Genomic DNA, 13,740 nt, shown 5'->3' with positions numbered 1-13,740 from the left:
CAAAGTATAGTCGAAGCCCGTCGCCTTTTGGTGGGCTGCCAGCCCACACCGGCATAAAAAATCCCCCGACGGTCTTTTCAACCGTCGGGGACTCGTTCTTTACAAAGCTGCCCACAGGGCTGTGAGTTTTTCGGCCACCAAAACGCCGAAGAACATCACCAAGATCCACACCGCCAACCAAAGGGCCATCAGGCAGACACAGTAGGGTTTGTACCACCGGGTGCCCCGGTACCGTTCCAACGGGGCCCAGCGGCTGCGCAGCCCCGCCACATCGAACCGGAAGAGATAGCACCCCACCGCCATGGCCAGCAGCGGCATGCCCACCATAAAGTTGCTCAGCGATTCCAGCGAGACCACCACCAGCGCCGCCCCAAACAGCAGCGCCAAACCGTACAGGCCAATGGCCATCAGCATATGGGCCGGGTCCCCCCGCCGAAAGCCCGGCACACCGCCCCAGCGCGCCCCCACCGGGCCGCCGGGCTGGGGTTCCGGCTGGGCCGTTTGCTCGGGGAAACTTTGGGCCAGCGCCAGATGCAAAGCGGCAGCATCGGCATAGCGCTGGGCCGGTTCCAAAGCCGTACAGCGGCGCACGATCTCCCCCAGCGGCGCCGGGGCCAACTGCTCCTGCGGGAAAGCCCCCGTCACCAGCTGGTTGAGCAGCACCCCCACGGCGTACAAGTCCGCCCGGGCATCGGTCTGCCGGAAGCCGAACTGCTCCGGGGCGGCATAGCCCGGGGTGCCCAGCAGTACGGTATCCCGCACCGGGGCCTGTTTATGGGTACGGGCAATGTCAAAATCGATGAGCCAGATCTGCCCTTCCGCGGTGCGCAGCACGTTGGCGGGCTTGATGTCCCGGTGGATGATGCCCTGCCGGTGCAGCCCATCCAGTGCCCGGCAAAGCTGCATACCGACCTGCGCGGCCTGTTGGGGCAGCAACTGCCCCCGGGCCAGCAGCGCTTCCAGCGTGATGCCCGGCACATAGTCCTGCAAAACCAAAAACTGGCCGTCCGGCTCGGGCTGTACCGCCCGCACCCGGGGCACATGGTCCACCGGGTTCTGCGCCAAGGTCTGGTAGATTTTTTGCTGGGGCGCCGGGACCCGCCGTCCGGTCAAGATCCGCCCGGTGGAGGTCTGGCGGATCAGATACAGCGTGCCCCGCTCGTTCAGCGTTTCAAGAAACTGCAATTCCTCCATCGTCACTCCCCCAGTACCGGTTCGCCGTACCGCTCCAGTTGGGCGTTGCAGGCCATGACCGACAGCCCCTGCCCCAACGCATGGAGAAGGATGCTGTCCCGCCGTACCCGGGGATAGAGCATGGCCTGCCCGGCCATCCGCAGCAGGGACTGGGTCTCGGTCAGGGAAAGATGCATGGCCAGCGCCAAGGACAGCAGTACATCCCGGGAAGGTGTGTCCCGCCGCCCCGAAAAGAGCTGGTACCCGTAACTGCGCTCGATCTGAGCGGCCTCGATGACCGGGCCTTTTTTCAGCCCATGACGCTGCAAAAGGGTGTTCAACTGCTCCGCCAGCGTGCCGTGCAGCAGTTCGCCGGCGTTTTCCTGCCAGTAGGCCTGCACATCCTGTTTGGTGAGCAGGGCATTCATCAATTCATCGGTGGTGCGGTTCATCCTGTCATCCTTTTGTGTGGTAGATTTACCTGTATTGTAGCGCACCCCGCGGGAAAAGGCAATTCCCGCGCCGCGCATCTGGACCCGTTCTGGTCCCATTCTACCACCGAAACCCTCTACAATCAAGGCAGATTGGACCAGTTTTGGTTCACACGGGAGGAACCGGCCATGGCAGCACAGAAAATCAAACAGGACGAGATCCAGATCGGCCAGAACATCCGCCGGGTACGGCTGGCCAAAGGCATCGGCCAGACCGAACTGGTGCGGCGGCTGCAACTGCAGGGCATTGCCATCACCCGGGAGACCTTGGTCAAGATCGAGCGGGGCACCCAGCACATCCAAGCCGTACAACTGCGGGGCATCCGGGATGCGCTGGACACCAGCTACGACGAACTGCTGCGATAACGCCAAAAGCGGGCCGCCCCTTTCGGGGCGGCCCGTTGGTTTTATATCGCGGCCGATTCAGCCGGCAGGCCCGCCGCAGGATTCCCCAAAGGCGGTCTGCAAGGCGTCGGCCACCGCCTGCATGGCGGCGGGGTCGGGTTTGCAGACCCGCCGGTCGTAGGTCAGCAGACCGTTGATCTCGTCCTCCACGTCGGACAGTTGGGTGTAGATGGCGGCACACAGCCCCCGCCGGACGGCAGGCAGCACCTTGCGGGTATACAGCGCTGTGATGGCCTGCTGCAGCGCCGCCGGGGTGGTGCTGGTGCTGTACCCGTAGCTGGCGTCGGGGTTGAAGCGGTGGCCTTCCACCGCCAAGCAGGCCCCGCCGAACTCGCTGAGGACCAGCGGTTTTTCCTTGGCGTGCAGCCGCCACGGGCCATAATAGATATGGCGGCTGTCCACGTCGGTCTCGCTGCCCCGGAACCACCCCGAGGTGGTGTCGATCCAGCGGGAATCGTCCAGTGCCCGCAGCTTTTCATAGGCGCCGGACCCGTCAAACTGCCCCCATCCCTCGTTGAAGATGGTCCAGTACAGGATGCAGGGGTGGTTGCGCAGTTGACGCACCGTGGCTTCCATCCCGGTGAGAAAGGCCTGCCGGGCCGCCGGATCCCGGTGCAGGCGGCGGTCATCCCGGCAGCGCTGGTGCCCCAGCGTGGGCCAGACGGTGTCCCGCCAGTAGGCGTAGTCGCCGTTGTTGACCATATCCTGAAAGATCACCATGCCCAGCTTGTCGCAGAGATAGTAGTAAATTTCCGGTTCCACCTTGATGTGCTTGCGCAGCGTGTTGAACCCCAGCTCCCGCATGGCGCGGATGTCCGCTTCGTACCCCTCGGGGCCTGCCGGGGTGAACAGTCCGTCGCTGTAATAGCCTTGGTCCAGCACCCCGTGGAAAAACATCGGCTGCCCGTTCAGACAGAGCCGCCGGTAGCCTCCCGCTTCCTGTATGGTCAGTTTGCGCAGGGCAAAGTAGCTTTCCACATGGTCGGTGGCGGTGTCGATGGCAAAGGTGTAGAGATAGGGGTCCGCAGGGCTCCACAGCCGGGGCGCTTCGGGCCGGATGGCCGCCCGGCCGCTGTGCAGCGGGGCCGTCAGGGGCCCTTGGGGCGTGTCCACCGTGACGATGCCCTCCTGCGTGGAGTCCCCGGTGTCCAACAGGGCGACCCGGTCATCCGCCCGGATCACCAGCCCCGGAATGGCCTGCGTGGGCAGGCTTTCCAGCCAGACGGTCTGCCAGATGCCCGATACCGGCGTATACCACATGCCGCCCCGGGCCGTCACCTGCTTGCCGTAGGGCAGCACCAGGCTGCGCAGGTCGTCCCGCACCCGCAGCCGTATCTCGTTTTCGCCGGGGCCCAGCGCCTCGGTGATGTCAAAGGCCATGGCCTCGTACCCACCCACATGCCGTCCCACCGGGATGTCGTTGACCCAGCCATCCAAGATCTGGTCGGCGGCTCCCACATGAAGCACCACCCGGTCCTGCACAAAGCCTTCCGGCAGGGTGAACCGGCGGCGATACCACAGGGCGCTGCCCTCGGCAAAATGGGTGCCGATGCCGGAGAGGACGCTCTCGGGGCAGAAGGGCACAACGATCTCCCGGTCAAAAACGGCGGGCGGGTCGTCGCCGTCGGTGACGGCAAAATCCCACGCGCCATTCAGATTGAGAAAGCTCTGCCGCCGGAATTGGGGCCGGGGATAGTCCGGCCACGGCAGGGTGGGCAGATGTTCCCCCGCAGGGGTCAACAGGGTATGGAGCATAACGGGTCCCCTTTCCGGTTCAGACTGGGTCGGGCAGGCGTTCGTAGGCTAGGCGGGGGGTGTCGTCCTCCACATGGATGACGCCGCAGTAAACAAACCCCGCCCGGGGAATGAGGGTGCGCATGGGATGGTTGTCTTGGTGGGTGTCGATGCGCAGATGGGGGTACCGGCTTGCCGCAAAGGACACCGCCGCGTCAAACACCCCGTGGCGGCTGCCGTCCCCGGCCAAGCGGTGGATGGTGGCGTAGGGGGCATCGCTGCGCCACGCCCCGTCGATGACCCCATAGGTGGGGTCATCCCCCGGCACCAAGGCAAAGGCGCCGCAGGGGGTATCCCCGTCACAGACGACGAAGAGCTGCCCCCGCCGGATGTCCCGCTCCAACGTGGCCATCGGCGGATTGGTAGTGCCCCACTGGGTGGGGTTGCCCGCAGCCGCCATAAAAGCCCGGGCGCAGCGGTAGATTGTGGCCAAGGCGGGCAGGTCGGCGGCGGTGGCGGGGCGGATGGTCAGCGGGCACATGGGGCGGCCTCCTTGTGGGGGGATTCCATCTCTTTCAGTTCCGGCATGACGGTGCGGCGCATCGTGATGTAGCAGGCCAGACCGCCGATGCAGTTCGAGATGGGTTCGGCCAGAAAGACGCCGTTGACCCCCAGCCCGGCCAGATGGGGCAGCAGCAGCGTAAGGGGCACCACGATGATGGCCTTGCGCAGCAGCGAGAAGAAGATGGCCATTTTGGCCTTGTTCAGCGACTTAAAGACGCTTTGCCCGCTGAACTGGAAGGCCATCATCACAAAACCGAAGAAATAGATGTGCAGCGAGGGCACGGCGGCAGCCAGCAGGTCGGGGTCGTGGTTGAAGATCATGATAAAACCCGCAGGGAACAGCGAGATCAGCCCCCAGATGAGCAGCGTATAGCCGAAGCCCAGTTGGGTCATGAACCGGATGGCCCCCCGCACCCGGGGCACATTGCGGGCGCCGTAGTTGTAGCTGATGACGGGGGAAGCGCCGTCGGTAAGGGCCATGACGGGGGTCTGGGCGATCTGCCGCACCGAGTTGATGACCGTCATGACGCTGATGTACAGATCCCCGCCGAAGGTGCGCAGCGTGGCATTGCAGGCCACCTGCACCAGACTGTCGGTGAAGGACATGACAAAGCTGGAGGTGCCCAGCGCCGCGATGCGCCGGATGCAGGCCCAGTCGGGGCGGAAGCCGTGGAATTGGAGGCGCAGTTCGGTCTGGGGCCCCGTGAGGAACCGCAGCACCCACACCGCCGACAACCCTTGGGACACCACCGTAGCGATGGCCGCCCCCCGCCCCCCCATGCCCAAGCCATAGATGAGAAGGGGGTCCAGCACGATGTTGGCGGCCGCGCCCAGCAGCACGGTGAGCATGCCGATGCGGGCAAAGCCCTGACTGTTGATGTAGGGGTTCAGCCCCAGCGAAGTCATGACAAAGACGGTGCCCAGCAGGTAGATGGTCATATAGTCGGCGGCATAGCGGTAGGTCTCGTCGCTAGCGCCGAAGAGATAGAGCACCGGTTTGTGGAACACCAGCCCCACCACGGTGAGCACCAACCCGCAGACCACCAGCATAAAATAAGCGTTGGCCATGATCTTGCCGGCGGTTTTGTCGTCCTTTTGGCCCCGGGCGATGGAGCAGAGCGGTGCGCCGCCCACCCCGAACAGGTTGGCAAACGCGGTGACCAAGGTGACGATGGGGAAACACAGCCCCAACCCGGCCAAGGCCAGCGTGCCCTCGCCGGGGATCTTACCGATGTAGATGCGGTCCACAATGTTGTACAGCAGGTTGAGCACCTGCGCCACCAGCATGGGGGCGGCCACATCCAAAATGTTGCGGCGCACGTCGCCGGTGGAAAAATCCACCTGCCGTCCGCCGCGATGGGAGGTTGAAACTGCCATGGGGAACTCCTTTTTTCCGTTTTTCCTATACCCTAAAAACCAGAACCATTATAGCACATTTTTTGCGCACCGTTAAGCGGCGGAGCGGTTGTTTTTGCCCGGGGGCTATGGTACAATTTAGCCAAAACGCTATGCCATGGGGGATGGGGCAACCATGAACGTATTTGACATCATTGGACCGGTGATGATCGGTCCTTCCAGCAGCCATACGGCGGGGGCGGCCCGTATCGGGCAGATCGCCCGGCAGCTTTTGCAGGATGAGCCGGTGGCCGCCCAGATCGTACTGTACGGCAGCTTTGCCAAGACCTACAAGGGCCACGGCACCGACAAGGCGCTGATCGCCGGGATTTTGGGGATGACCCCCGACGATGCCCGGCTGCGGTTTTCCCCCCAGATCGCCCGGGAAACGGGGCTGGAGGTAACGCTTTCCACCGGGGAATTGCCCGAAGGCCACCCCAACACCGCCGTGCTGACCCTGACGGGACGCCGGGGCGGCACCATCACGGTGCGGGGGTCCAGCATCGGCGGGGGCAACATCGTTATCGACGCCATCAACGGCATGCCGGTGCGGATCAGCGGCCAGCATCCCAGCCTGATCGTACAGCATCGGGACCGGCCCGGCGTCATTGCCGAGGTCACCGACCTGCTGGCCGACCGGGGCGTGAATATCTGCAACTTTTCCCTGTCCCGCCGTCAAAAAGGCGGCGTGGCGGTCATGACCATCGAGATGGACGGCGGCTTGGATGAAGCCTTGGCCGCACAGGTCCGGGCGCTGCCCGACGTGATGCTCTGCGTCACGCTGCTGCCCTGACCCGGAAGGAGGACGTGCGATGTCGGAAGAACTGAACTATCATTCCTTGGCCGGGCTGGTGGAAGCCGCCGCCCGGGCGGGCGAACCGCTGTCGGCGCTGGTGCTGCGCCAGCAGGCCGCCCAGTTGGAACAGAGCGAGGCGGAAGTCTACCGCCGTATGCAGGAGAATTTCAAGGTAATGGCAGCCTGCATCGAGCCGGGGTGCCAGCCCGACCTGCGGTCCACCAGCGGGCTGACGGGGGGCGACGCCTACAAGATGCGCCGCCGGGTAGAAAGCGGCCAAAACCTGACCGGCCCGGTGCTGGGCGGGGCGCTCTACCGGGCGCTGGCAGTCAGCGAACTGAACGCCGCCATGGGCCGGGTGGTGGCGGCCCCCACCGCCGGCAGCTGCGGCATTCTGCCCGCCGTGCTGCTGACCATGCAGGAACAGGGCGCCACCGAACAGGACTGCGTGATGAGTCTTTTCACGGCCAGCGCCGTGGGGCTGGTCATTGCCGAAAACGCCTGTCTGGCCGGGGCGCAGGGCGGCTGCCAAGCGGAGTGCGGCAGCGCCGCGGCCATGGCGGCCGCCGCCTTGGTGGAACTGAGCGGCGGGACGCCCCAGATGCTGGACGACGCGGTGGCCATCGCCCTGAAATGCCAGTTGGGTCTGGTCTGTGATCCGGTGGCGGGGCTGGTGGAGATCCCCTGCATCAAGCGCAATGCCTCGGGGGCAGCCATCGCCTTTATGGCCGCCGAGCTGGCCTTGGCGGGCATCGGCAGCCGCATTCCCGCCGACGAGGTCATTGTGGCCATGCGCCGGGTGGGCAACGCCATGTCCCCCACCCTAAAGGAGACCGCCGAGGGCGGTCTGGCCGCCACCCCCACCGCCTGCCGCCTTTGCAAACAGGTATTCGGCGACCGTTGACGCTCGCCGTTTCCGCCCCCGGCCGCGCCCTGCGGCCGGGGGCTTTTTGCGCGGTCGGGCCGCGTTGCAATCCCCCGCGGGCTGTGGTATCATCGAAGCAAGAAAAACCATTCGCCGCAGGGAGGGTTCTGTATGCAGCACAAGGTATTGCTCATCGGGGCGGGGTCCATCTGTCCCGCCCACATTCAGGCGTTCGGCGCCCTGGGGGACCGGGCCAAGGTGGTAGGCATCGTGGCCCGCCACACCGAATCGGCCCGCCAAGCCATCGAAGCCGCCGGGCTGGACGCCGTGGCCTACACCGACTACCGGCAGGCCATCGAGGAATCGGGGTGTGACATCGTCTCGGTGATGACGCCCCCCGACAGCCATTGCGAGATCACCGTCTGGGCGCTGGAACACGGCTGCCATGTGCTGGTGGAAAAACCCATGGCGCCCTCGCTGGCGGAGTGCGACACCATGCTGGACGCCGCCCGCCGCACCGGGAACCAACTGGCGGTGGTGGCCCAAAGCCGCTGCCTGACCCCCATCTGGCGGACCAAGCAGTTGCTGGACAGCGGTCTGCCCGGCAAGCTGCTCTACACGCAGGTAAATTCCCTGTGGTACCGGGGCCGCAGCTACTACGACTTGGCTTGGCGGGGCAGTTGGGCCACCGAGGGCGGCGGCTGCACGCTGGTCCATGCCGTACACCACATCGACCTGCTGGCTTGGATGGCGGGCATGCCCCGGCAGGTGACGGCGATGATCGGCAACGTGGCCCACACCAACAGCGAGGAAGAGGACCTGTCCATGGCGATGCTGCGGTTTGACGACGGCAGCTTTGCCCAGCTCACCGCCAATCTGGTAAGCCACGGCCAGAAGCAGGCCCTGAGCTTTGCCTGTGAGAACGCCGTGCTGGAGATCCCCCACGCGCTGAGCGCCGACACCCCGCAGGAGAACGGGTTTCCCCGGGAAAACACCGCCCTGCTGACCGAGCTGGAGGCCGCCTACGCGGCGATGCCGCCCCTTGCCTACGAGGGTCACGCCGGGTTGGCGGACAACCTGCTGCGGGCGGTGGACGAGGGCGCGCCGCTGATCAGCGATGGACAGGCGGGCCGCAACACGATGGAGCTGATCATGGCCATCTACAAGTCGGCGTCGGAAAACGCCCCGGTGACGCTGCCCATCACCCCCGACGACCCCTTCTACACCCGAACGGGCGTCCAGACCCGAATGCCCCACTTTTATAAAAAGACCGGCTTTTTGTCCCAGTTCACCCACAACGAAATCACCTTGGCCAGCAGCAACATGGGCTGACCGGTTTGTAAAGGAGAATCCCCCATGAACACCCAACTGCGCGCCGACGCCGACGCGATTTTGACCGCCAGTATTCAGGCCGTGCTGCCCGATCAGGCGGTGGCCCGGGCGCTGCAAACCTTTGTGCCGGGGTCCGGCCGCACCCTGTTGGTGGCGGTGGGCAAGGCGGCTTGGCAGATGGCCCACGCGGCGCTGGCCGTGCTGGGCCGGGTGGACGATGGCATCGTCATTACCAAATACGGCCATCTGCGGGGGGAATTGCCCGGTCTGCGCTGCCGGGAGGCAGGCCACCCCGTGCCCGATGCCCAGAGCTTTGCCGCCACCGAGGAAGCCCTGACGCTGGTGCGGGGCCTGACCGAGCAGGACACCGTGGTGTTTTTGCTCTCCGGCGGGGGCAGCGCCCTGTTGGAAAAGCCCTTGCTGCCCGCCGAGGAATTGCAGGACATTACCCGCCAACTGCTGGCCTGCGGCGCCGACATCGTCCAGATGAACACGGTGCGCAAGCGGCTGTCGGCGGTCAAAGGGGGCCGGTTTGGGCTGGCCTGTGCCCCTGCCAAGGTCTTTGCGGTGGTGCTCTCCGACATTTTGGGGGACCCGCCGGCGATGATCGCCTCGGGACCGGTAAGCCCCGACCCGTCCACCTGCACCGAGGCCCGGGCCATCGCCGCCCAATATGGCCTGCGGCTTTCCCCCACGGCCCGGGCGCTGCTGGACCAAGAGACCCCCAAGGCGCTGGACAACGTGACCTTGCAGATCACCGGCAGCGTGCGGACTCTTTGCGCCGCTGCGGCCAGCCAGTGCCAAGCGCTGGGCTACGAGCCGGTCCTGCTTACCGACCGGCTGTGCTGCCAAGCCCGAGAGGCCGGCAGCTTTCTGGCCAGCATTCTGCACAGCCACGCCGGGCAGGGCCGCAAGCTGGCCTTTGTGGCCGGGGGCGAAACGGTGGTGCGGCTGACCGGCACCGGGTTGGGGGGCCGCAACCAAGAACTGGCGCTGGCCGCCGCCCCGGAACTGGACGGCCTGCCGGGGGTGGCCCTTTTCAGCGTGGGGTCGGACGGCACTGACGGCCCCACCGACGCCGCCGGCGGCTATGTGGACGGCGAAACCATGCAGGCCCTGCGGGCCGCCGGGCTGGAGGTGCCCACCGTGCTGGCCCAAAACGACGCCTACCACGCCTTGCAGGCGGTGGGCGGGCTGGTCATCACCGGGCCGACCGGCACCAACGTCAATGACGTGGCGGTGGGACTGGTACAGGGCTGAGCGCCCTCGTCCCCTGCCTTTTCCCCCTTTCCTGCGCGGAAGGGGGGCTTTTTTTGTGTACCGCTCCATTGCGGCTTGAGTAGAAAAATGTTATACTGACAAGGATTCTAGCCCCCCTTGCGGGCCTGCAAAGGAGAACTTCGCCCATGCTCTTTTCCAGCCTTGTCTTTCTTTGGCTGTTCCTTCCCGTGGTTTTGCTGGTCTACCAACTGCTGCCCGGCATCCGGTCCAAGAATGCCCTGCTGCTCTTCGCCAGCCTTTTTTTCTACGGCTGGGGGGAACCCAAGTACATCCTGCTGATGCTGGTTTCCATCACCCTAAATTATCTGGGCGGGCTGTGTCTGGGCCGGTTTGGCGCCGCCCCCGCCCGCAAAGCGGCCCTCGTCTGCACGGTGGCCGCCAACTTGGGGCTGTTGGGCTACTTTAAATATTACACCTTCGCCGCCAATACGCTGGCTGCACTGGCGGGCCGGCAACTGCTGCCGGTGCGGGACATTGCCCTGCCGCTGGGCATCAGCTTCTACACCTTTCAGGCCATGAGCTATGTCATCGACCTTTACCGGGGCAAGACCGCCGTGCAGAAAAGCTGGTTCCGGGTGGCTTTGTATGTGAGCTTTTTCCCCCAGTTGGTGGCCGGTCCCATCGTGCTGTACACCCAAGTGGAAAACCAACTGTCCTGCCGGTCGGTTTCCCTGACCCGGTTTTCCTACGGCGTCAAGCGGTTTTTGTACGGGCTGGGCAAAAAGGTGATTTTGGCCAACGGGTTCGCCGCCCGGGCCGATCAGGTCTTTGCGCTGGAACCGGGACTGGTCAGCACCCCGCTGGCTTGGCTGGGTACATTGTACTACACCTTGCAGATCTACTACGACTTTTCCGGCTATTCCGATATGGCCATCGGGCTGGGCCAGATGTTCGGCTTCGACTTCCCGGAAAACTTCAACTACCCCTATCTGTCCAAGACGGTCAGCGAGTTCTGGCGGCGGTGGCATATGACCTTGTCCGGGTGGTTCCGGGACTACCTGTACATCCCCTTAGGCGGCAACCGCAAAGGTCTGGCGCGCACCCTCATCAACCTTTTCCTTGTATTTCTGGCCACCGGCCTTTGGCATGGCGCCAACTGGCAGTTTGTGGCTTGGGGTGTTTGGTACGGGGTGCTGCTGATTCTGGAACGGACGGTGCTGAAGCCCCTTCTGCCCCGGCTGCCCGCTTGGCTGTCCCGGGTGTATGCCCTCTTCTTTATCCTGTGCGGCTGGGTCATCTTCCGGGCGCCGGGTCTGCGGGCCGGGCTGCTTTGGCTGAAAGCGATGCTGCTGCCCGCCGCCGGGTTCGCCGCCTACCCCGTGACCCGCTACCTCGACCCCCGCACCCTGCTGCTGGTGGCGGCGGGGCTGGCCCTCTGCGGACCGGTACAGGCCCTTTTCCCCCGGTTCAAGGCTGCCCTTTATAATAAGGAGGTCACCGGCCCGCTGCAAACCGTGACTCTGCTGGTCATCGGCTTTGCCTGCACGGTCCTGCTGGTCAGCGGCACCTACAACCCCTTTATTTATTTCCGCTTTTAAGGAGCGCCGGATATGGACAAAAACCGCAAAATACAGTTGGGACTCGTCGCCGGGTTTGCCGCCCTGCTGGTGGGGCCCGGGCTGCTCTGGCTGGGCCTAAAACCCCTGTGCGATACCACCAACTACGAAAACCGTACCCTGACCGCCTTTCCCTCCGCCGAGACCTCTTTGGAACAGTGGCCGGCCCAGTTTGAGGATTGGCTGGAGGACCACGCCCCCTTCCGCAACGGGTTCCTTACCCTGAAAGCCGGGGCGGACCGGCTGGTGGGCAGTCTGGATTCCTCCAACGTGCTGCTGGGCAAAAACGGCTGGCTCTTCTTACAGGATGTGGGGGATTCCAGCAGTATCTCGGACTATCAGGGCCTTACCGCCTACTCGCAGGAGGAGATGGCGGCCTTGGCCGACAAGGTACAGCAGTTGGCAGACGTTCTGGCCCAAAAGGGCAGCCGTCTGGCGATTCTGTTTGCCCCTGCCAAGGAGGGCGTGTACAGCCAGTACATGCCGGACAGCATCCCGGTGGTAGCCCGCCCCACCCGGGTGCAGAGCCTGACGGACTACCTGCGCCAAAATACCGAGGTGCCGGTGCTTTTCCCGCTGGAAGCACTGCAAACCGCCGGACAGACCACGCAGGTTTACTACAAATACGACACCCACTGGAACGACGTGGGCGCTTGGCTGGCCGCCCAACAGTTGCTGCAAGCGCTGGACCTGCCCTATGCCGACACCCTGCCCGCCGTACAGGTGAACGAGGAAAAGACCGCCCCCACCGATTTGGCCAACATGTGCGGGAGCTGGGCCTTTTGCACCGACGATCTCTACTATGAGGTGGACGCCCCCGCCGCCCAGTGTACCGAGGGCACCTCCGAAACCGAGCTGACCCGCTATCAGGGCAGCGGCACCCAAAACCTGCTGCTGGTGCGGGACAGCTTTGGCGCCGCCTTGGGCAGCCGTCTGGCCCAAGGCTTTGATAAGACCTTGGTGCTCCACGGCAACCTGCTGTCGGTGGAAAACCTGACGGCCCAGCAGCCCACCCTGCCCCCTGTGGTCGTGGTGGAAGTGGGCGAACGGTTCAGCGACAATCTTTCGGGCCGTCTGGACACCCTGCTGACTTGGGCAGCCCAGACCGACCCAGCCTGACCGGCATACCGAGAAAAAAAGACACCCGCGCGGCTGCGCGGGTGTCTTTTGGTTTACGGTTGTTTGATCCGCACATCGGCCAGACGGGCGGCGTCAGAGCGTACAAAGGCGGTGTTGCGGGCGTAGTCCATCTGGTACAGGTGGGCAAACAGCACATCCAGCACCGCTTTTTCGGCAATGGAGGAGGCAAAGGTGGAGATTTTATCGTCGTTGGATTCCAGCGGTGGCAGCAACAACAGGGCATCGGCCTGCATACCGGCCATGCTGTCCGGCCGGGCGGTGATGGTCACCACCGGCACCTGATGTTCCCGGGCGGCTTGCAGCGAGATGCGCAGTTGTTCGTTGGCGCCGGAGTAGGACGCCACCAACAGGCAGTGGGTGGCATCCATCTGCTGGATGCTGTAACTCAGGTCCACCCGGTCGGAAACCACATTGACCCGCCGCCCGAACTTGCGCAGCCGGAAGGCGAAGTCCGCGCTCATATGGCCGCTGGTGCCGATGGCGCAGAGGTCGATGGACTGAGCCTTGGCCAGCAGTTCCACCGCCCGGGCCACCTGCTCGGGCTGCAGGGTCAGCCACAGACGGCGCAGAGCCTCCTGCTCCAGCCGCAGCACCGACGCCGTGACCTGCGCCGCCGGGGTATCCGGCCCAAAGGGATAGTTGCCGTCCGGCGGCTCTTCCTCGGCTAGGGCGCTCGTCTGGGCGAACAGCTCGGCTTTGAAGTCCTTCAGCCCCTTGCAGCCGAATTTTTGGCAGAAGCGGATGACCGCCGACGGGCTGGTAAAGCTGGCTTGGGCCAGTTCCCGGGTGTTCATCTGGGCCACCTTTTCGGGGTAGCGCAAAATGTAGTCCCGCAGATGGCACTCGTTCTTGGTCAGCCAACCACCGCTCACATCGCTGGCTCCGGGCAGCCCGCAAGCGGCAGCCGCCTGCGGCAGGGTCATACTGACAAGCCATAGAACGTGCATGGCGGGACCTCCTTGTATTATAGAGTAGTAGTTATTAGAGCCCCTCTCCAAGGGCTGTGCT

Annotated in this window: 13 protein-coding genes; 7 read left to right on the top strand and 6 right to left on the bottom strand. The window is 64.6% G+C overall.

From position 1 onward, the window contains the following. Positions 1 to 99: 99 nt before the first annotated feature. Both Q0526_RS06340 and Q0526_RS06335 read right to left on the bottom strand, forming a co-directional pair. Positions 100 to 1,194: a serine/threonine-protein kinase gene (locus tag Q0526_RS06340; protein WP_298731701.1), complete on the bottom strand. Its 1,095-nt coding sequence runs from the start codon at positions 1,192 to 1,194 to the stop codon at positions 100 to 102. A gap of 2 nt (positions 1,195 to 1,196) precedes the next feature. Further along, positions 1,197 to 1,625 carry a helix-turn-helix domain-containing protein gene (locus Q0526_RS06335; protein ID WP_298731699.1) on the bottom strand — a complete coding sequence of 143 codons (429 nt, stop codon included), beginning with the start codon at positions 1,623 to 1,625 and terminating at the stop codon, positions 1,197 to 1,199. 168 nt (positions 1,626 to 1,793) lie between these two features. Here Q0526_RS06335 and Q0526_RS06330 point away from each other — a divergent pair, with 168 nt between their 5' ends. Further along, entirely contained in the window at positions 1,794 to 2,030 is a 237-nt protein-coding gene (locus tag Q0526_RS06330) for a helix-turn-helix transcriptional regulator (protein ID WP_298731697.1), read from the top strand. Between the two features lie 57 nt (positions 2,031 to 2,087). On the opposite strand, the gene Q0526_RS06325 is transcribed toward Q0526_RS06330, so the two are convergent. From Q0526_RS06325 to Q0526_RS06315, 3 genes are read right to left on the bottom strand one after another with little or no spacing between them, the layout of a single operon-like run. Continuing rightward, the gene (locus Q0526_RS06325) at positions 2,088 to 3,824 is read right to left on the bottom strand and encodes a glycoside hydrolase family 2 TIM barrel-domain containing protein (protein WP_298731696.1); all 1,737 of its coding nucleotides are present in this window, start codon (positions 3,822 to 3,824) and stop codon (positions 2,088 to 2,090) included. Positions 3,825 to 3,843: 19 nt separating this feature from the next. Then, positions 3,844 to 4,344, bottom strand: a complete 501-nt coding sequence (locus Q0526_RS06320; protein ID WP_298731694.1) for a GNAT family N-acetyltransferase — start codon at positions 4,342 to 4,344, stop codon at positions 3,844 to 3,846. After that, entirely contained in the window at positions 4,332 to 5,744 is a 1,413-nt protein-coding gene (locus Q0526_RS06315; protein ID WP_298731692.1) for an MATE family efflux transporter, read from the bottom strand. The genes Q0526_RS06320 and Q0526_RS06315 overlap by 13 nt, the downstream gene beginning before the upstream one ends. Before the next feature lie 154 nt (positions 5,745 to 5,898). On the opposite strand from Q0526_RS06315, the gene sdaAB reads away from it, so the two are divergent. The 6 genes from sdaAB to Q0526_RS06285 all read left to right on the top strand — a co-directional run bounded on the left by sdaAB (position 5,899) and on the right by Q0526_RS06285 (position 12,711). Further along, positions 5,899 to 6,555, top strand: a complete 657-nt coding sequence (gene sdaAB, locus Q0526_RS06310; RefSeq protein ID WP_298731690.1) for an L-serine ammonia-lyase, iron-sulfur-dependent subunit beta — start codon at positions 5,899 to 5,901, stop codon at positions 6,553 to 6,555. Positions 6,556 to 6,574: 19 nt separating this feature from the next. Continuing rightward, entirely contained in the window at positions 6,575 to 7,462 is an 888-nt protein-coding gene (gene sdaAA / locus Q0526_RS06305) for an L-serine ammonia-lyase, iron-sulfur-dependent, subunit alpha (protein ID WP_298731688.1), read from the top strand. Between the two features lie 132 nt (positions 7,463 to 7,594). Beyond that, on the top strand, positions 7,595 to 8,755 hold the full coding sequence (locus Q0526_RS06300) for a Gfo/Idh/MocA family oxidoreductase (RefSeq protein ID WP_298731685.1): 1,161 nt from the start codon (positions 7,595 to 7,597) through the stop codon (positions 8,753 to 8,755). A 24-nt stretch (positions 8,756 to 8,779) separates the two neighbouring features. Continuing rightward, positions 8,780 to 10,015, top strand: coding sequence for a glycerate kinase (locus Q0526_RS06295; RefSeq protein ID WP_298731683.1), 1,236 nt, complete (start codon positions 8,780 to 8,782; stop codon positions 10,013 to 10,015). 146 nt (positions 10,016 to 10,161) lie between these two features. Beyond that, positions 10,162 to 11,574, top strand: a complete 1,413-nt coding sequence (locus Q0526_RS06290) for an MBOAT family protein (protein WP_298731681.1) — start codon at positions 10,162 to 10,164, stop codon at positions 11,572 to 11,574. Between the two features lie 12 nt (positions 11,575 to 11,586). After that, entirely contained in the window at positions 11,587 to 12,711 is a 1,125-nt protein-coding gene (locus tag Q0526_RS06285) for a hypothetical protein (protein WP_298731679.1), read from the top strand. Positions 12,712 to 12,764: 53 nt separating this feature from the next. Here Q0526_RS06285 and Q0526_RS06280 read toward each other — a convergent pair whose 3' ends face one another. Beyond that, positions 12,765 to 13,679, bottom strand: coding sequence for a MurR/RpiR family transcriptional regulator (locus tag Q0526_RS06280; RefSeq protein WP_298731677.1), 915 nt, complete (start codon positions 13,677 to 13,679; stop codon positions 12,765 to 12,767). Between the last annotated feature and the right edge of the window lie 61 nt (positions 13,680 to 13,740).

Source organism: uncultured Subdoligranulum sp. (genome assembly GCF_937890665.1).
This window is presented reverse-complemented; position numbering and strand designations above follow the sequence as displayed.